The 17,594-nt window shown below is 70.6% G+C and carries 21 protein-coding genes, 1 tRNA gene and 1 pseudogene; 15 read left to right on the forward strand and 8 right to left on the reverse strand.

Annotated elements, in window-relative coordinates:
- Both ACF1A1_RS27960 and ACF1A1_RS27965 read right to left on the reverse strand, forming a co-directional pair.
- The coding region (locus ACF1A1_RS27960; protein ID WP_392003765.1) for a transposase at nucleotides 1-380 on the reverse strand (380 nt) is incomplete at its 3' end.
- Nucleotides 381-891: 511 nt separating this feature from the next.
- Nucleotides 892-1,344: an NUDIX hydrolase gene (locus ACF1A1_RS27965; RefSeq protein WP_392003766.1), complete on the reverse strand. Its 453-nt coding sequence runs from the start codon at nucleotides 1,342-1,344 to the stop codon at nucleotides 892-894.
- 30 nt (nucleotides 1,345-1,374) lie between these two features.
- Between ACF1A1_RS27965 and ACF1A1_RS27970 the strand changes: the two genes are divergently transcribed.
- The 12 genes and pseudogenes from ACF1A1_RS27970 to ACF1A1_RS28025 all read left to right on the forward strand — a co-directional run bounded on the left by ACF1A1_RS27970 (nucleotide 1,375) and on the right by ACF1A1_RS28025 (nucleotide 8,693).
- Nucleotides 1,375-2,154, forward strand: a complete 780-nt coding sequence (locus ACF1A1_RS27970) for a GntR family transcriptional regulator (protein ID WP_190154420.1) — start codon at nucleotides 1,375-1,377, stop codon at nucleotides 2,152-2,154.
- Between the two features lie 139 nt (nucleotides 2,155-2,293).
- A complete protein-coding gene (locus ACF1A1_RS27975) occupies nucleotides 2,294-2,656 on the forward strand; it encodes a hypothetical protein (RefSeq protein ID WP_392003767.1) in 363 nt (120 codons plus the stop codon).
- 2 nt (nucleotides 2,657-2,658) lie between these two features.
- Nucleotides 2,659-4,014 (forward strand): FtsK/SpoIIIE domain-containing protein, encoded by a 1,356-nt coding sequence (locus ACF1A1_RS27980; protein WP_392003768.1) that lies wholly within the window; start codon nucleotides 2,659-2,661, stop codon nucleotides 4,012-4,014.
- Nucleotides 4,015-4,101: 87 nt separating this feature from the next.
- Nucleotides 4,102-4,260 carry a hypothetical protein gene (locus ACF1A1_RS27985; protein ID WP_392003769.1) on the forward strand — a complete coding sequence of 53 codons (159 nt, stop codon included), beginning with the start codon at nucleotides 4,102-4,104 and terminating at the stop codon, nucleotides 4,258-4,260.
- Entirely contained in the window at nucleotides 4,260-4,940 is a 681-nt protein-coding gene (locus ACF1A1_RS27990) for a DUF2637 domain-containing protein (protein WP_392003770.1), read from the forward strand. Before ACF1A1_RS27985 ends, ACF1A1_RS27990 begins: the two co-directional genes overlap by 1 nt.
- 20 nt (nucleotides 4,941-4,960) lie before the next feature.
- Complete coding sequence (locus tag ACF1A1_RS27995; protein ID WP_392003771.1) at nucleotides 4,961-5,146, forward strand: hypothetical protein; 186 nt, start codon at nucleotides 4,961-4,963, stop codon at nucleotides 5,144-5,146.
- Between the two features lie 5 nt (nucleotides 5,147-5,151).
- Nucleotides 5,152-5,344 (forward strand): annotated as a pseudogene (locus ACF1A1_RS28000) (mobile element transfer protein).
- A gap of 12 nt (nucleotides 5,345-5,356) precedes the next feature.
- A complete protein-coding gene (locus ACF1A1_RS28005; protein WP_392003772.1) occupies nucleotides 5,357-5,515 on the forward strand; it encodes a hypothetical protein in 159 nt (52 codons plus the stop codon).
- A gap of 11 nt (nucleotides 5,516-5,526) precedes the next feature.
- Nucleotides 5,527-5,838, forward strand: a complete 312-nt coding sequence (locus ACF1A1_RS28010) for a SpdD-like protein (protein WP_392003773.1) — start codon at nucleotides 5,527-5,529, stop codon at nucleotides 5,836-5,838.
- Nucleotides 5,839-5,929: 91 nt separating this feature from the next.
- Nucleotides 5,930-7,351, forward strand: coding sequence for a replication initiator protein RepSA (repSA, locus tag ACF1A1_RS28015; protein ID WP_392003774.1), 1,422 nt, complete (start codon nucleotides 5,930-5,932; stop codon nucleotides 7,349-7,351).
- Nucleotides 7,348-7,542, forward strand: a complete 195-nt coding sequence (locus ACF1A1_RS28020; RefSeq protein ID WP_290012560.1) for a helix-turn-helix domain-containing protein — start codon at nucleotides 7,348-7,350, stop codon at nucleotides 7,540-7,542. The genes repSA and ACF1A1_RS28020 overlap by 4 nt, the downstream gene beginning before the upstream one ends.
- The gene (locus ACF1A1_RS28025; protein ID WP_392003775.1) at nucleotides 7,542-8,693 is read left to right on the forward strand and encodes a tyrosine-type recombinase/integrase; all 1,152 of its coding nucleotides are present in this window, start codon (nucleotides 7,542-7,544) and stop codon (nucleotides 8,691-8,693) included. Before ACF1A1_RS28020 ends, ACF1A1_RS28025 begins: the two co-directional genes overlap by 1 nt.
- Before the next feature lie 71 nt (nucleotides 8,694-8,764).
- On the opposite strand, the gene ACF1A1_RS28030 is transcribed toward ACF1A1_RS28025, so the two are convergent.
- The 3 genes from ACF1A1_RS28030 to ACF1A1_RS28040 form a co-directional block, all read right to left on the reverse strand.
- Nucleotides 8,765-8,837: transfer RNA gene (locus ACF1A1_RS28030), tRNA-Arg, on the reverse strand.
- 69 nt (nucleotides 8,838-8,906) lie between these two features.
- The gene (locus ACF1A1_RS28035; RefSeq protein ID WP_392003776.1) at nucleotides 8,907-10,493 is read right to left on the reverse strand and encodes a helix-turn-helix domain-containing protein; all 1,587 of its coding nucleotides are present in this window, start codon (nucleotides 10,491-10,493) and stop codon (nucleotides 8,907-8,909) included.
- A 346-nt stretch (nucleotides 10,494-10,839) separates the two neighbouring features.
- Nucleotides 10,840-12,171 carry a M6 family metalloprotease domain-containing protein gene (locus ACF1A1_RS28040; protein WP_392003777.1) on the reverse strand — a complete coding sequence of 444 codons (1,332 nt, stop codon included), beginning with the start codon at nucleotides 12,169-12,171 and terminating at the stop codon, nucleotides 10,840-10,842.
- A 501-nt stretch (nucleotides 12,172-12,672) separates the two neighbouring features.
- Between ACF1A1_RS28040 and ACF1A1_RS28045 the strand changes: the two genes are divergently transcribed.
- Nucleotides 12,673-13,317, forward strand: a complete 645-nt coding sequence (locus ACF1A1_RS28045) for a TetR/AcrR family transcriptional regulator (protein WP_392003778.1) — start codon at nucleotides 12,673-12,675, stop codon at nucleotides 13,315-13,317.
- Between the two features lie 50 nt (nucleotides 13,318-13,367).
- On the opposite strand, the gene ACF1A1_RS28050 is transcribed toward ACF1A1_RS28045, so the two are convergent.
- Nucleotides 13,368-13,574: a hypothetical protein gene (locus tag ACF1A1_RS28050; RefSeq protein ID WP_392003779.1), complete on the reverse strand. Its 207-nt coding sequence runs from the start codon at nucleotides 13,572-13,574 to the stop codon at nucleotides 13,368-13,370.
- Nucleotides 13,575-13,597: 23 nt separating this feature from the next.
- Here ACF1A1_RS28050 and ACF1A1_RS28055 point away from each other — a divergent pair, with 23 nt between their 5' ends.
- Complete coding sequence (locus ACF1A1_RS28055; RefSeq protein ID WP_392003780.1) at nucleotides 13,598-15,145, forward strand: MFS transporter; 1,548 nt, start codon at nucleotides 13,598-13,600, stop codon at nucleotides 15,143-15,145.
- Nucleotides 15,146-15,352: 207 nt separating this feature from the next.
- Here ACF1A1_RS28055 and ACF1A1_RS28060 read toward each other — a convergent pair whose 3' ends face one another.
- Entirely contained in the window at nucleotides 15,353-15,862 is a 510-nt protein-coding gene (locus ACF1A1_RS28060; RefSeq protein ID WP_392003781.1) for a MarR family winged helix-turn-helix transcriptional regulator, read from the reverse strand.
- Nucleotides 15,863-16,006: 144 nt separating this feature from the next.
- On the opposite strand from ACF1A1_RS28060, the gene ACF1A1_RS28065 reads away from it, so the two are divergent.
- Nucleotides 16,007-16,816 (forward strand): dioxygenase, encoded by an 810-nt coding sequence (locus tag ACF1A1_RS28065; protein WP_392003782.1) that lies wholly within the window; start codon nucleotides 16,007-16,009, stop codon nucleotides 16,814-16,816.
- A 190-nt stretch (nucleotides 16,817-17,006) separates the two neighbouring features.
- On the opposite strand, the gene ACF1A1_RS28070 is transcribed toward ACF1A1_RS28065, so the two are convergent.
- Entirely contained in the window at nucleotides 17,007-17,537 is a 531-nt protein-coding gene (locus ACF1A1_RS28070) for a GNAT family N-acetyltransferase (RefSeq protein WP_392003783.1), read from the reverse strand.
- Between the last annotated feature and the right edge of the window lie 57 nt (nucleotides 17,538-17,594).

Genomic DNA, 17,594 nt, shown 5'->3' on the forward strand with positions numbered 1-17,594 from the left:
CTGTCGGCGGGCAGAGAGCGGTGTTCGGCGGGATCGGTGCGCAGGATGTGGGCCAGGACTTTGGCGTCGAGGTGGTCGGACTTCTTGCGGCTGAGCGCGTAGCGGTCGCGGTAGCGGGCGGCGGTGAGTGGGTTGATGACGTAGATCGGCCGTCCGGTGGCGCGCAGGCAGGCGACCAGGAGTCCGTGGGAGGTCTCAATGGCGACGGGGATCGGGTTGTCGGGGTTGTCGCCGTGGCGGGCCAGGAGGTCGAGGAGCTGGGTGAGGCCTTCGGGGTTGTCGTCGATGCGGAGCTTGGCGAGGAGGGTGCCGGTTTCGTCGAGCAGGGCGATGTCGTGGTGGTCGGTGGCCCAGTCGATACCGCAGAACACGCTGGTCATGGGGGTGTCCTCTGATTGGCGGTGGCGTGCTGGTCCTCGCCGGGCAGGGGTTGCGCGTCTTCCTAATGGCAGGGCTCGACGGCCCGTCATCCGATCAGTCGTTCGCAATCCCAGCGGTCGTCAGGGGTCTCGGTCAGCTGCGGAACTGAAGCGTTCGCCGAGCGGTGAGAGGTGTTCCCTGGCGGCGGCTTGGACCACGAGAACTAACGATGCCGCTGTTTGCGTGCGAGCGGGGGTGGCGGGGTCGGCCCGCGCGGGACGAAGGCATGAGCGCGGGCCGGCCCCGCCACCCCCGCGATGCTGCACTGGGCAAGTAGGCACGTGGGGCCGGCTCTGTCTTAAGAGGTCAGGCCTCAGGAGCGGCTACGGATCACCACATGCCGACCCGCCCAAGACGCTCGGCCATCATGAACGGCTCAACGTCTTACCGCACCATTAGGAGCGCAGGCCCGGCCGGGGGCCGGGGCGCGCGGTGAGCGGAGCGAGCCGCCTTGATGATGGAGAGAAAGTCTTATCCCGCTGGGATGAGGTGCTTGCCGTCGTGGCTGCGTACGTGGGGGCCGTTGCCGTCCAAGGCGTCCAGGAGCCTGACTGCGTAGACCTCGGTCATGCGCTCGCTGACCTCGTCCGGAGTGAGCCAGGAAACGGCGGTGGACTCGCTGGAGGTGCGTTCCGTGCCGCCGGAGGGCTTGCAGCGGAAGACCAGGGCGACAACGCCTCGGACCATGTTCTTGTACACGCCGGTGAGTTCGTCCACCTCGACGTGGATGCCGGTCTCTTCCAGGACCTCGCGGACCACGCCGGCTTCCGGGGCCTCGTCGAGTTCGAGGATCCCGCCGGGGAGCTCCCAGGTGCCGTTGTCGGCTCGGCGGATCGCCAGGAGACGGCCGTCCTCGCGCACCACCACTCCGGCTACTGACACGGAGTGCAGGGGAGGCGGTGTCGCTTCCTGTGGTTGACTCATGTAGAGGAGCTTAGGAGGCAGAGAAGGACTATGGGAACTGCTGCTGGAGGGGGCACGGCCGGGCCTCGGTACGTGCAGATCGCGGAAGAGATCGTGCAGCAGATCCGGGCGGGGGTTCTGAAGCCTGGCGACATGGTGCCGAGTGAATCCGAGCTGGTGGATCGCTACGGCGTGTCTGGCGGAACCATCCGTAAGGCCATGGCCGAGGTGCGGGCGAGTGGACTCGTCGAGACCCGGCACGGCAAGGGCTCGATCGTGAAGAACCGGCCTCCTGTGCGGCACCGCTCCTCCGATCGCTTCCGGCGCTCGCTCAGGCAAGGAGGGCAGGCGGCCTACCTCGCGGAGTCCGCCCAGTCCGGCGCCACCGCAAAGGTCAGCGTCCTCTACATCGGGCCTATGGAGGCTCCCGAGGATGCCGCCCAGCGGCTGGGCGTCCCCGCCGGCACGCAGGTGCTGGCCCGTCGGCGCCTCTACTTCCGCAACGGCGTTCCGGTCGAGACCGCCACGTCCTACCTGCCGTGGGACGTCGTGAAGGAGATCCCGGAGCTGTTCGCCGAGAACCCCGGTGGCGGTGGCATCTACGCCCGGCTCGAAGATCACGGACATGAGTTCGCGGAGTTCGTCGAGACGCTGCAAGCGCGGCCGGCCTCGAAGGCGGAAGCCTCGGAGCTTGCGCTGAGCCCGGGTGCTGCCGTGGTTCACCTGATCCGGGAGGCCCGTACGACCGCGGGTCTCGTGGTCGAGGTGTGCGACACGCTCATGGCCGCTGATCAGTTCGTTTTCGAGTACCGCATCCCTGCCGACGACTGACGCTCACTCAACTTCTTACAGCCCGTCGCGAGTTCTTCTTCGCGGCGGGTTGACTCATGTACAGGAGTCATGCACTCTTCTTCATGTCACTCATGTACATGAGTGTCGAAGTTCGGCATCTATAGAGGAGTGCTCCGCTATGCGTCAGATTCCCGTCGACACCTCCGCCGCGATCGTGATGGTCGCCAAGACTCCGCAGCCCAAGGTCAAGGACCGCCGCACGGGCGAGATCGCCATGGACATCGAGTCCGGCGCGAAGCTGATGACGGTTGACGTGATGTTCGCGGCGAACGAGGAGGTGGAGATCCTGTCCATCACCGTCCCGGAGCCCGGGATCAGCGGTGAGCTGGCCATGGGCACGCCGGTCGCGCTCACTGGCCTGGTTGCCCGGCCGTGGGAGAACGACTTCAACGGTCAGAAGCGGCACGGCATCGCGTTCCGTGCGGTCGCGGTCACCTCGCTCGCTGACGTCAACGCCGCTGCAGGACCGAAGGCGGCCTGATCATGACCGGCTTCACGGTCGCTCTGGTGCTGGTCGTCGCCGCCGCGGGTCTCCTGCGGTGGCGGCGTCCCGCCTGGTACTGGCTGGCCTTCGGGATCATCCTGGCCACGCTGCGGGTTCTGGTCCGGTACGGCTCCGTCATGGACGCCTGCGGGCTGACCGTACCGCCTGCGAGATGGCGGCTCGCCCTGGCACGGGTCACCAACCGCCCTATGCCGGAGTCCCGTCCACCGCGCATCTTGCGGCTGTGGCCGACTCGCACCGGCCTGGTCCTACGGCTCAAGCTGCGCCCCGGACAAGACGCCTTCGACGTCGCCGCCGCCTCGGACCGGCTGCGGCACTCGTTCTCGATGTACGGGGTCACCTCGCGTGAACTGCGGTCCGGCGTCGTGGAAGTGCGGATGACCGGCTACGACGTCCTCAAGCGGGTGCAGATGCCCGCCACGACCGAGACCCGGCCCATGCGGGTTCCCGTCGCCCTGCGGCAGGACGGCTCGGTGCACTACCGCGACTACCGCGCCGTCCCGCACGCCCTCACCCTCGGCGCCACGGAATCCGGCAAGTCCGTCTACCAGCGCAACCTGGTCGTCGGACTCGCCCCCATGGATGTCGCCCTGGTCGGCATCGACTGCAAACAGGGGGTCGAGCTGTTCCCGCTGGCCCGCCGGTTCTCCGCGCTGGCCGACAATCCCGACACCGCCGCCGAACTGCTCGACGCGCTCGTGACTCGGATGGCAGACGTCTATCAGCTCATCCGTGCCCAGCAGCGGATCACGGTCGACGTGCCGGACGCGGAGATCGCCGCCGACATCTGGGACCTGCCCGAGCATCTGCGGCCGGTGCCGGTCGTGGTCCTGGTCGACGAGGTCGCCGAACTCGCCCTGTTCGCCAGCAAGGAGGAGGAGAAGCGGCGGGACCGGATCATCACCGCGCTGGTCCGCCTGGCCCAGCTCGGCCGTGCGGCCGGCATCTACCTGGAGATCTGTGGGCAGCGCTTCGGCTCCGAGCTCGGCAAGGGCATCACCATGCTTCGCGCCCAGCTCACCGGCCGTACCGCCCACCGCGTCAACGACGAGACCTCCGCCAACATGGCCTTCGGCGACATCTCCCCGGATGCCGTCCTGGCCGCCATCCAGATCCCCGCCGAACTGCGCGGCCTCGCCATAGCCGGAGACTCCACCGGCGGCTGGCACCGCATCCGCGCCCCACACACCTCACTCCGCCAGGCCGTGAACACCTGCAACCGGCACGCCGACCGCACCCCGGCCCTGCCCGAACTGGCACCGTTTCGGCCCGCCCTCGCCGGACCCGCCGCCGCTCCCGTGCCGTCGGCCAAGCCTTCTCCGGCCACCGCCTGATCTCTCGCTCGTCCCATCGGCCGGCGCGACCGTCCCTCGCGCCAAGTCCCTACCCCCGCCATGCCTGATGAAGGGAGAACCCGCGTCATGTGTCCCGACTGCGAGGACTTCGCCCGCACCGTCCTGCTCCTGGGCCAGCTCGCCCTCTACGCCGACTCCACCGGTGCTGACCTCGACTTCGTCGACATCGTCAGCCCCTCCCTGGCCGCCTCGCTCCCCGAGCCGCCGACCGGTGAGGAGTGCTGATGGCCGCCCGTCACGGCCTGCGCGTCGACGCCGTTCTGGTCCAGGCCGTCATCGCCGGGGCGCTGTCCTTCGCCCACCTGCACGACCTGGCCGCCGCTGCCGGACAGGACGGCTGGAAGGCCTGGGCCTACCCGGTCTCGGTGGACCTGCTCCTGGTTGCCGCCTGGCGACGCCTGCGCAGTGAGGGGCCGTCCCGGCTGGCCTGGTGCTGGTTCCTCATCGCCCTGTTCGCCTCGCTCGGCGCCAACGTCGCCACCGCTGGATTCCTCGACCTGGCCGACCCGCCCGCCCTGCTCCGCCTGGGCATCGCCGGATGGCCCGCCCTCGCCTTCCTCGGCGGCACCCTTCTCGCCCACTCCGCCGACCACCGCACACCCACTCCGCCGGCACCCGCCCCGGCCCCCGAACCCGACCGCGCCGACGACCGCACACCGGACCCCGACCCCGTGCCGGACCCGGAACCCGACCTGGCCCCGGCCCCGGCCCCGGTGGAGGAACCCCCGGCCCTTCCGCCCGCCGACCCGGCGCCCGCGGTTCCCGCCGTCCTCGTCGACCACGCCCGCAAGGTCGCCGCCGACTACCGCGACCGCACCGGCGCCCCCATCGACACCGACACCCTGCGCGCCCGCCTCGGCGTCCCGCCCCACCTCGCCGACGCCATCGCCGCCCACCTCACCTGACCGGCAAGAAAGGCACACCGATGACCTGCGACCCCGCCGACCTGACCGCCGCCGACTACCTCGACAGCGCCCGCGAGATGACCGCCGCCGACCGGCCCTACCTCGCCCACCTGCTCGCCGAGGAAGCCGCCCAGCGCACCACCAGCCCGGCCACCGCCGCCGCCATCCGCGCCAGCTTCCCCGACCCCACCACCCGGAAGGACTGACCGCCATGCCCGCCCGCGACCACTTCCACTCCGTGATGCGGCATCGGCCCCGTACAGATCGGCACCCACCGCGACCGCCACGGCCACACCGCACACGCCGCCGTCTGCACCGCCGACCGCTGCGGCTGGTCCGCCGACTACTCCAGCCAGACCGCCGCCCAGCTCGCCGCCCGCACCCACCGCTGCCGCGTCCGCTAGGAGACACCCGACATGCAGGTCCCCCTCTGGTTCGCCCTCGCCGCCGTCGGCTACCTCGGCTGCAAGCTCTTCCGCCCGCCGCTCTGGCTGGTCCTGGTGCTGCTCCTCGGCGGCTACCTCCTCGCCGACAGCCTCCTCGCCCCCGTCATCGACACCGCCATCACCAAGTAGGGAGCCCTGCCATGCTCCGCCCGAAGATTCCCACCATGCCCACCCCCACCGGGCTCGTCACCCCGCCCGCCGTCGTCGAGCCGACCACCGTGGTCCAGCATCACCCGACGTCCACCCCGGGCCCCGCCGCGTCGACTCGCCCTACGGTCCAGCTCACCCCCGGCACCGCCCTCGCCCTCGTCGGCGCTGGCACCGCCGCCGTCCTGGTCGTCGGCGCCGTCCTGGTCTCGATGCTCCTGGCCGTCGCCATCACCGGCGCCTCGGTCGCCGTCTGCGCGGTCGTCCTGCGCTCGCTGCTCGCCTCCGACGCCAAGCGTCGCTGACCGGCCCCCGGGCGGCCCTGATACCGCCAAGCATCCGCCGCCCGGGAGCCGTCCCCACCGATCGATCTCGCAACCGGAAGGAACCTCCAGCATGGCCCACCGGGCCTCACCCGCGACATCCAAGGTGACCACGTCCGCCCACCTGCTCGACCCGATCATCCTCGGAGACATCCTCCGGGTGGCCTCGGCTGCCGACTACACCCGCTGGGAGGACCAGATCCGCCGTACCGGCGGCTGCTCCGACCCGATCCACCTGACCGGCTGGACACTCACCAAGGACAAGACCACCGGCGAGACGCTGCACCACTACTCCACCGAGAACGAGCCGGGCGGACGCCTCCGCCTCGCCTGCGGCAACCGCCGGGCCTCCCGCTGCCCGTCCTGCGCCTGGACCTACGCGGGCGACACCTACCACCTGATCCGCGCCGGCCTCGCCGGGGACGACCGCCGCGACATCCCCGCCGACGTCCGCGATCACCCGCGTGTCTTCGCCACCCTCACGGCCCCCTCGTTCGGCCCGGTCCACAACCGGCCCGATCACGGCGGCCCCTGCCGCTGCGGCGCCCGGCATGCGTCCGACGCCCCGGAGCTGGCCACCGCCCTCGACCCGGACGCCTACGACTACGCGGGCGCCGTCCTGTTCAACAACCACGCGGGACAGCTCTGGCAGCGCTTCACCACCCGGCTCCGCCGGGAACTCGCCGCCCGTGGCGGCCTGGCCCGCCGAGAACTCGCCGACCACCTGCGCGTCTCGTACAGCAAGGTGGCCGAGTTCCAAAAGCGCGGGGCCCTGCACTTCCACGCCGTCGTACGCCTCGACGGCCCCGACGGACCCGGCACCCCGCCGCCCGTCTGGGCCACGGTCGATGTGCTCACGGACGCGGTACGGGCCGCCGCCGCGCACTCCTACACCTCCGTCTCCGTCCCGGCCGCCGCCGATCAACCCGCTCGGACGTTCCGCTGGGGCCGACAGCTCGACGTCCGCCCGGTCAAGGCCTTCGGGGACGGCTCCGACATCACGGAACAGGCCGTCGCCTCGTACGTCGCCAAGTACGCCACCAAAGCCGCCGAGAACACCGGCACCCTCGACCGCCGCATCGGCGAACTCGCCGAACTCGACCGCCACGGCGTCCCCGACCACACCCGGCGGCTCATCACCGCCTGCCGCGACCTCGATGCCCTGTACCCGGACCGACGCCTCTGGGCCTGGGCGCACATGCTCGGCTTCCGCGGCCACTTCTCGTCCAAGTCGCGCGCCTACTCCACCACCCTCGGCGCCCTCCGCCAGGAACGCGCCGACTTCCGCGCCGCCCAGGAGCACGCCGCCCTCGGCCTCGACGACCGCGAGCCGGACACCGTCCTCGTCCTGACCGACTGGCAGTACGCCGGCCACGGCCACACCCCTGGCGAAGCCGCCCTCGCCGCCACCATCGCCCGCGACCTCCAGACCAACCGCGAGACCGCCCGCGACGCCCTGCGTGACAGCTTCACCGAGGAGGGAGCCGCAGCATGACCACCGCCACCGCTACCGCCGAACTCCTGACCGTGCCGGAGGTCATGGCCCGGCTCAAGCTCGGGCGTTCCAAGGTCTACGACCTCATCCGATCGCACCGCCTCGCCTCCATCAAGATCGACGGCGCCCGCCGCATCCCTGCCCACGCCGTCACGGACTTCGTCCTCGGACAGATCGAGGAGGCTGCCTGATGGCCAGTCAGCGCAAGCGCAACCCGAACGGCGCCGGCACCATCACCAAGCGCAAGGACGGCCGCTTCCAGTGCGCGGTCTACGTGCTCCAGCCGGACGGCACCCGTGCCCGCAAGTTCGCCTACGGCAAGACGTGGGCCGAGTGCGACGCCAAGCGCCGGGAGCTGCTCGACAAGGTGGACCAGGGCGTGCCCGTGCCCACCAAGTCGGCCAAGCTCTCCGAATGGCTGCCGTACTGGCTGGACAACGTCATCAAGCCCCGGCGCAAGCTCAGCACCTTCGACAAATACGAAGCACACGTCCGCCTTTACCTGGTGCCCCTCCTCGGCAGCAAGCGGCTCGAAAGCCTCGGCGTCGCCGACGTCCGCCGTTTCCTCGTCCGCCTGGAGAAGGAGACGACCGCCGCAACCGCCAAGGAGTCGCACCGGGTTCTGCGCTCGGCGCTGACCTCCGCCTGCCGTGAGGAACTCATCACGCGCAATGTCGCCAAGCTCGTCGAACCGCCGCGCACGGACAATCGGGAGTTGCAGCCCTGGAGCCTCGACGAGACGCTCGATTTCCTCGCCGCCTCTCGTAAGGATCCGCTCTACGCGGCCTTCGTCCTCGCTATCGCCATGGGGCTGCGTCGGGGCGAGATCATCGGTCTCCGCTGGTCCGACCTCGACCTCGACAACCGCGTCCTCTACGTCCGCCAGCAGACCCAGCGCCGTCGCGGTGTCCTCTACGACGACGACCCCAAGAGCCGGCGCCGGCGTGTCGTCCCGCTGCCCGCGCTCTGCATCGCGTCCTTGCGTTGGCACCGGATGCGGCAGGCGGCGGCTCGGACCAGGGCGGGGGAGACCTGGCAGGAGTCGGGCTACGTCTTCACCACCCGTACCGGCCGTCAGGTCGAGCCGCGGAACGTCTACCGCTCCTTCACCCGTGTCGCTGAGTCCGCCGGCCTCCGCGTCATCCGGCTGCACGACGCTCGCCACGGCACCGCGACCCTCCTCACGGCGGCCGGAGTCGCGCCCCGCGTCGTGATGGAGATCCTGGGCCACTCGCAGATCAGCATCACCATGGACGTCTACACGCACGTCGTGCAGGACACGCAGCGGGAAGCCATGAGCCACATGGACCGGCTGCTGCGGAGGCGTCCCGGTCGTCAGTGACCGCCCGCGTTGATGTCAGAAGTGGATGTCAAAGGCCCCGGACCATGATCGGTCCGGGGCCTTTTCCCTTGTGCCCCCGGCAGGATTCGAACCTGCGACACCCGCTTTAGGAGAGCGGTGCTCTATCCCCTGAGCTACGAAGGCGAAGGTGTGACCGTTGGCGCGTGGGTCACAGGCGTCAGCGTACCGGATGTGGTCGGTGGGGGTGGGGGGTCAGGTCAGGGGGACGCGGGTGAAGCGGGCTGCTGTGTGGAGGTCTGTCTCGATGTGGGAGGCGGTCGACTCCAGGTCGGGGAGGATGTCGTGGACGCATTCCTCGACCGTGCGGCGGGCGACGTGGGTCGCCGCGTTCAGGGCGGCGATCACCCGGCCGGTCCGGTCGTGGATCGGGACCGCGATCGAGCGCACGCCCTGCTCCAGTTCCTCGTCGACCAGGGCGTAGCCCGCTGAGGTGTCCACGTCCGGCAGCAGGATCCGGCCCAGCGACGTGGCCCGCGCCGGAAGCCGTGTTCCCACGGTGATGTCCACGCTCATGACGTGGCTCGCGGTCACCCGGGCCGTGTACTGGATCTCGTCGCCCCGCTCACTCAGGACGGCCAGGGACGTCGACTCCTGGATCCGTTCCGCCAGCGTCGTCAGGTGCGGGGTCGCGATCCGGGGGAGGGACGTGCGGGAGAGGGGTGGGAAGCCCAGGGACAGGACGCGGGGGGTCAGGGCGAACCCGCGGTCGGGTGTCGGTGTCACCAGGCCCAGGTGTTCGTAGGTGATCAGTGCACGGCGGGCCGTCGCCCTCGCCAGGCCCGTGGCCTTGGCGACCTCCGTGAGGGTCAGCTCCGCCCTGCCCTCGCCGAACGCCGTCAGGACGGTCAGGCCGCGGGCCAGGGACTCGACGAACTCCCGGCCCAGTTCCTGCTTCGACGCGCCCGTCCAGATCGCCAGCCCCGCGGGGGGCGGTCCGGGTTCTGGGGGTGGCGCCTGGCGCAGTTCCTCCTCCATGGCCGTCACGGCCGTCCGGAGGCGGGGCAGGAGCGTGTCGCGCAGGTCGGCCGCGGTGTGCCGGCTGGTATGGCTCACGACGTTCGCCACGCACGCGATCCGGGCGGTGCGCGGATCGCGGACCGGGACGGAGACCGCCACCAGGCCCGGCTCGATCAGCTGGTCGTCCAGGGCGTAGTTCTCCGTGGCCGCCCGTGCCGTCCTGTGGACGAAGTCCTCGTCCGCTGTGCCGCGTGGCGCCGGCGGTACGGCCGGGAAACCGTGGTGGTGCGGGTCTGCCGCCCGGCGGGCGCGCCACGCCCGCCACTCCTCGTCCGTCCACTCCGTCGCGAACAGCGGGCCCGGCGCGGTGCGTTCGGCGGGCAGCAGGTCACCGATGCGGAAGCTCAGGGACATCGCGCGGCGGCGGGTCGCCTGGTGGATGAAACGGATGCCGTCGCGGTCGGCGACCGCCAGGGACACGGACTCGTCCAACTCGTCGGCCAGGGCGTCCGCCCGGGCGCTCAGCAGTGCGGGCAGGCGCAGGGCGGCCAGGTAGGCGTTGCCCAGTTCCATCACGCGGGGGGTCAGGGTCGCGTCCCGGCCGTCCAGGCGGACGTATCCCATGCGGGCGAGGGTGCCGACGATCCGGTCCACGGTCGAGCGGGCCAGGCCCGTGGCGCGTTCCAGCGCGCTGAGGCTCAGCACTCCGTTCGCCTCGGTGAGCCGGTGCAGCACGGCGATGCCGCGCATCAGCGGGGCCACGGCCTCGGCAGGTGCCGCGGCGGCGGTGGATGACGTCGTGGTGGTGCCGGTCGGTGGCATGGGTGGTGTGTGCTCCCGTGGAGGATCTCGGGGACACCGTAACCGGCAGGGCGGCGGGACGGCGGGGAGCGGTGGGCATGGAGGGAGGAAGCGGTGGGGGGTGGAGGGTAGGACCTGGGGAGGGGGTTCAGGTAGTGCGCAGTGGGTGCCCTCGGTGGTGTGGCACGTGATCGCCTTTGGGCCTTGCCGGACACGGTCCGGTCGGCCTGGTGGGGGAGCCAGTCGGTCTTCATGGCCAAGCTGCGCGCTCCCTGGCAGGGAAGGGCGGTGGACCATGCGCTGGAGTTGATGCTCATGGGGTCGCGCGGGGGTTCGATTCGTGAAGAGATTCGGAGGTCCGGGCGGTCTACCTCCGCGTCACCCGTATCCGGTACTTCCCCTCCAGGTCGGCCGCGGTCACCGAGATCCGCACCCCCCGCTTCGGGTCCTTGAAGGTCTCGCCCGGTACGAAGGGCGCGTCGGAGAGTTCGGCGTGGACGTTGGGGCTGCGGGTGCAGCCGCCGCTGTCGTGCCGGGAGTCGTAGACGGTCACCGGGCCCATGCCCGTGTCGACGTCCGCGTCGACCCGGTAGATGAGGATGCCGGGGCGGCAGACCGCCTCGTCGTTGCCGCCGCGGGTGCGCAGTTCGACGGCGTAGCCGCTGCGGCGGTCGAGCGGGACGAAGACCAGCTTCGGGCCGCCCCGCCGGAAGAGGGGCGTGAGGGCGTACTCCGACGTGCCGCGGGCGGCCGCGCAGTCGATCTGGTCGGCGTCCAGCCAGCCCAGCTTCCACTTGTGCCAGCCGAGCAGGTCGTTGTTGGCGCCCCAGTCCTCGCTCATGATGTCCCAGTGGCCGACCGCGCCTCCGCCCTCCTGGGTGTAGAGGTCGGGCAGGCCGAAGACATGGCCGTTCTCGTGCGGCAGGACGCGGTAGCCGGTCTCGGCGTAGGAGCCGGAGCCGTCGTCCTGGCGGGAGTAGACGAAGGAGGCGTTCGCGACGGGGACGCCGTCGGCCACCGGAGCCTCGGGGTTGCCGGCGAACGTCACCGACAGGACCGTGTCCAGCGCGGAGGGCCCCGCGTTCGGGGTGACCAGCACGTTCAGGAGGTCGTACGCCCGGAAGTCGACGGCCGGGTCGGCGGCGGCCACGATGTCCTGGACGAGTTCCCGGTAGCCGGGGTCGAAGGGCGCGCCGCGCTCTATGCCGTACGCCTTGAACGGCTTGGGCATGCGCAGCCAGTGCCGGACCGGGGTGTGGGGGCGGTAGTCGAGGCGGCCGTAGGAGGCGGTGCGGAACCACTGCTGGGTCTGCGGGAAGAACTCGCGGAAGCGGTCCAGCGCGCTGCCCCTGCCGGGTGCGTCGGAGAAGTCGATCATGAGGGTCAGGGCGCGGACGGTGCCCGTGGAGCGTGAGTAGCCGCCGGGCGTCGGCACCCCCTCGGAGAGGTGAACGGTGGGGTGGCCATTGATCATGCAGGGGGCGAGGGCGGCGGAGCGGGCCAGGGAGATGGGCCCCGCGCCGGCCGGCGCCTTCGGGTGCGGGCCGAGTCGTCCGGAGCCGGCCGACGTGCTGACCGCGAAGGTCAGGGCGGTCACGCACGCGAGGGCGGCCGCGCGGCGCGGGCGTATCCGACGGCGGAGCGGCTCCGAGGGTGTGCCCTGGTGGGCTCCCCGGAGGCGCTCAGGCTGCGGCTGCATGCAGGAACCTCTCGCTCCAGGCAGCCACCGGTCACCGGCTGCACCCTTGTCGTCACCCTCCGTCGGAGGCGGGGGAGGCGCGCGCTGTGGGCGGCCGATCGTGGATTACTCGCGCGTAGAGGTGGGGTGGGGTGGGGCGGGGTGGTGGGTCCGGGGGTGGTGTCGCTCAGGGGCCCGGGGTTGGTGTCCCTCAGTGACGCCGCGGCTTTATGTGACTGAGTTCGCGTCGGGTGCGCCGTACGTGTGCGGCTCCGGTCGCATCGGATGTAGCGCAGGTGTTCGGCTCCGGTCGCATCGGATGCAGTGCGGGTGTGCGGCCCGGTCGCAACCGGCGTGTGTGGCTCAGGTCACATCAGAAGAAGCGGTGGGTGGGAAATAACCGGGGATGGTCTCCCCGTTTAGTCAGGTGTCCGACTGAAACGGGGACGGCATCCCCGGATCGGTTCCCCGTCCGTGTCGCATCGGTTTCCCGTCCTGCTTTCCCGTCCTGAGGAGTACGTCGTGCAGTCCACAGCTTCCGCGCAGCGCAAGACGGCCCGGCCGCGCGCCGACGCCCTGCGCAACCGGGAGCGGATCGTCACCGCCGCCCGCGAGATGTTCGTCGAGCTGGGCCCCGACGTGCCGCTCGACGACATCGCCCGCCGGGCCGGCGTCGGCAACGCCACGGTGTACCGCAACTTTCCCGACCGGGACGCGCTGGTCCGTGAGGTCGTCTGTTCCGTCATGGACCGGACGGCCGAGGCGGCCCGGCAGGCGCTCGCGGAGACGGGCGACGCCTTCGGCGCGCTGGAGCGCTTCGTGCACGTCGCCGCCGACGAACGCGTCGGCGCTCTGTGTCCGATGGTCGCCAGCACGTTCGATGCGAACCACCCCGATCTCGAGGCCGCCCGGCTCCGTGCCGAGCAGCTCGTCGAGGAGGTCATGGAGCGTGCCCGGCGGGCCGGGCAGCTCCGCGACGACGTCGGCTTCGGTGACCTGATGGTCGCCGTGGCCCAGCTCAGCCGACCTCCGGCGGGCACCGCCTGCCTGAACGCGGACCGCTTCGTCCACCGCCATCTCCAGCTGCTCCTGGACGGGCTGCGGGCTCCCGCCCGATCCGTCCTGCCGGGGGCGGCCGTGACCATGGAGGACCTGCGCCAGGCCTGAGCGAATCCGAGCCACCCCAGCCCTCCGGTTCCGCGCGACCGGTCCCGTATTCACTGTGCGGCCGTCGCCGTCGACGCCGTCCCTTCCTCTGGCCCCCAGGCCTTCCTCGTCTCTTCCACCTTTCCCAGCCTCGCCCAGCTCTTCGTCGTTCGTAGTCGTTTCTGGTCGTTCCTGCACGATTCCAGTCGTTCTCCCTGGTTCTCCATCTCCTCCCTCCTCCCTGGTTCTTCCGAGTTCTTCCTGTTCTTTTCCGTCACGAAGTCCCGAAGTGGGTACCTCCATGTCTGAAACAGCCACCAAGGCGCCCGGCGCCGTCCAGGCCGACCCGGCTCGCTGGAAAGCGCTCGTCTTCATCGCGCTCGCCCAGCTGATGGTCGTCCTCGACGCGACCATCGTGAACATCGCCCTGCCCTCCGCCCAGCAGGACCTGGGCATCTCCGACGGCAACCGCCAGTGGGTCGTCACGGCGTACGCGCTCGCCTTCGGCGGGCTCCTCCTCTTCGGCGGCCGGATCGCCGACCTGTGGGGCCGCAAGCGCGCCTTCGTCCTCGGCCTGGCCGGCTTCGCCGCGGCCTCCGCGCTCGGCGGCGCGGCCACCAACGAGGCGATGATGTTCGGCGCCCGCGCCCTTCAGGGTGTGTTCGGCGCCCTCCTGGCCCCCGCCGCTCTCTCGCTGCTCGCCGTGATGTTCACGGACGCCAAGGAGCGCGCCAAGGCGTTCGGCATCTACGGTGCCATCGCCGGTGGTGGCGGCGCCGTCGGGCTGATCCTCGGCGGGTTCCTCACCGAGTACCTGGACTGGCGCTGGACGTTCTTCGTGAACATCCCCTTCGCCGTCCTCGCCGCGGCCGGCGCCTACTTCGTCATCCGTGAGCCGGAGGGCAGCCGCAACCGTTCCGCCCTCGACATCCCGGGTGTCATCCTGTCCACCCTCGGCCTCGTCGCCCTGGTCTACGGCTTCACCCGCGCCGAGTCCGAGGGCTGGGGCGACTCCGTGACCGTCGGCATGTTCGTCGCGTCCGGCGTGCTGCTCGCCGCCTTCGTGCTGGTCGAGTCGAAGGTCAAGGCCCCGCTGCTGCCCCTGCGCGTGCTCACCGAGCGCAACCGCGGCGGTGTCTACCTCTCGCTCGGCCTCGCGATCATCTCGATGTTCGGCCTGTTCCTCTTCCTGACCTACTACCTCCAGGTCGTGAAGGGCTACTCCCCGGTGAAGACCGGCTTCGCCTTCCTGCCGATGATCGCGGGCATGATCACCGGCTCCACCCAGATCGGCACGCGCCTGATGACCCGGGTCGCGCCCCGGCTGCTGATGGGCCCCGGCTTCCTGGTCGCCGCACTCGGCATGCTGCTGCTGACCCGTCTGGAGATCGGCTCCTCGTACGCGGCCCTGCTGCTGCCGGCGATGCTGCTGCTCGGTCTGGGCATGGGTACGGCGTTCATGCCGGCCATGTCCCTGTCCACGCAGGGCGTCGAGCCGCGGGACGCCGGTGTCGCCTCCGCGATGGTCAACACCTCGCAGCAGGTGGGCGGCGCCATCGGCACCGCCCTGCTGAACACCGTCGCCGCCTCCGCGACCACGTCCTACATCCAGGACCACACCGCCTCCGCGACCTCCCGGCCGCAGCAGCAGCTGGTCCAGCTGGAGGGCATGGTGCACGGCTACACCAGCGCGATCTGGTTCGCCGTCGGCATCCTGGTCGTCGCCGCCGGAATCGCCCTGACCCTCGTCAACGCCGGCAAGCCGGACATGGGCGCGGTGGGCGGTTCGGGCACGCGGGACGGCGAGAACACCGAGGACGCGGTGCCGGTGCCGGTGGTCGCCCACTGAGTTGCCTGAACCGACTGAGCCGCCTCGGCCAACCGAGTTCACTGGCTCACTGGTTCACCGGCGCCTGCTGGCCCGTCGGTTCACCGGGCCCGTCGGCCCATCGGTTCACCGGCCCGTCGGCTCACCGGCCCGTCGGCCCATCGGTTCACCGGCCCGTTGGCTCACCGAGCCCACCGCGCCTGATGTAGTCCGGAGGTGTGACCCGCCCTAGCGCAGCCAGGGCAGGTCCGCACCCGCTTCGTTCGGCTGGAGTCCCTCGGCGACGATCTCCATGATCTCGCCGAGGGACTTCTGCTGTTCGGGGGTGAGCCGGTCGAAGAGCGCGTTGCGTACGGCGGCCACGTGGCCCGGCGCTGCGCTCTTGAGCACCTCCATGCCCTGGTCGGTCAGTACCGCGAACTGGCCCCGCTTGTCGGAGGGGCAGTCCTCGCGCCGTACCCAGCCGTTCTTCTCCAGACGGGCGATGGCGTGGGAGAGGCGGGAGCGGGTGATCTTCGCGTGCATGGCCAGTTCGGTCATGCGCAGCCGCCGGTGAGGGGCGTCGGCCAGCTTGACGAGGAGGCCGTAATAGACGTGGGGCATGCCGGCGTCCCGTTGGAGCTGGCGGTCCATGTGGTCTTCTAGGAGATAGGTGGCGTGCAGGTAGGAGCGCCAGATGCGCTGCTCCTCTGCGGTGAGCCACAGGGGCTCGTCGGCGGATGCGGCTGCCTTCTTCATGGACTCCACTGTACGGCGCTTGTCCTTGAATTTTAAACAAGTGCCGCCTACAGTTATGAGCAGTAGGAGATTTAGACTTCAAGTAACAGTACGACCAAGAGGGATACGAGGACCTCTCCCAGGCCCTCGGAGGGAGTCATCGCCATGTCCGCCGCCATCCAGGAACCTGCCGTCCCACAGGAGCGCATGCCCGCCCTCTACCTCAGTCACGGTGCCCCGCCCCTCGCGGACGACCCCGTCTGGCCCGGCCAGCTCGCCGCCTGGTCCGCCGGACTGCCCCGCCCCAGGGCGATCCTCATCGTCTCCGCCCACTGGGAGGAGGCCCCGCTCGCCCTCGGCGCGATCGAGACGGTCCCCCTGGTCTACGACTTCTGGGGCTTCCCGGAGCACTACTACCGGGTGACGTACGAGGCCCCCGGCGCGCCCGCGCTCGCCGAGTCCGTACGCAAGCTGCTGCGCGCCCCTGGCACACCCGTGCAGGACATCCCCGACCGCGGACTCGACCACGGCGCCTACGTGCCGCTCGTCGAGATGTTCCCGGCCGCGGACATCCCCGTCCTGCAGATCTCGATGCCCACCCTCGACCCGGTGAGGCTGATGGAGATCGGCCGCAGGCTCGCCCCCCTGCGCGACGAAGGGGTGCTGATCGTCGGCTCCGGCTTCTTCACCCACAACCTGGCCGCGCTGCGCCACACCGGCGGGGGAGTGCCGAGCTGGTCGTCGGAGTTCGACGACTGGGGCCGCCGCGCCCTGGAGACCCGCGACTGGGACGCCCTGCTGGACTTCCTGCACAAGGCCCCGGCGGGCCGGTACGCCCACCCGCGCACCGAGCACTTCGCCCCGCTGTTCGTGACCATGGGGGCGGCGGATGTCTCCGGCGAGCTGGACGCGCAGCGGTCGGTGATCGACGGGTTCTGGATGGGGATGGCCAAGCGGTCGGTGCAGTTCGGCTGAGCCGGACGCGGGCGCGGGCCGCTGCGGGGCCTCCGGGATCGGAAGCCTGCGGGATCGGAAGCCTGCGGGGTCGGGAGCTTGCGGGGTCGGGAGCCTGTGTGGTCGGGAGTCCGCGAGGTAGGGAGTCTGCGAGCTCGGGAGCTTGCGGGGTCGGGAGGCCGGTGGCGGACTGCGTCCTCGGGGGCGCCCGTCACAGCTCCTTCTCGTACCAGGCCACGTCCCAGTACCTGCCGAACTTGCGGCCGACCTCGCCGTACGTGCCGATGTGGCGGAAACCGAAGCGTTCGTGCAGCCGTACGGACGCCTCGTTGGGCTGGGCGATGCCCGCGTACGCGCGGTGCAGGTCCTCGTCGGCCAGGGCCGCGAAGAGGGCCTTGTACAGGAGCGTGCCGATGCCGCGGCGGCCGGCGTCCGGGGCGACGTAGACCGTCACTTCCACCGAGGTCGCGTAGGCGGCCTTCGGCCGGTAAGGGCTGGATGTGGCGTACCCGAGAATCCGCTGTGAGTTCCCCCGCAGGCCGCTCTCCGCGGCAACCATCAGCCGGTACGGCCCGTCTTCAGGGTGGGAGAGCAGCCAAGGGCGGCGCTCTTCCGGAGTGAAGACCGCGGTGTCGAATGTGATGGGCGTCTCACGCACATAGTGGTTGTAGAGGTCGGTGAGGGCTTCGAGGTCACCCTCGACTCCCGGCCTGACCTGCACCTCTGTGGGTTTCGACGACATCACGCCTCCTCGTGTGGCCGGACAGGGTACTGCAAGATCAGAAAAAATGAGGGGCGC

It is taken from the genome of Streptomyces sp. NPDC014995 (genome assembly GCF_043080745.1).
GTDB lineage: Bacteria > Actinomycetota > Actinomycetes > Streptomycetales > Streptomycetaceae > Streptomyces.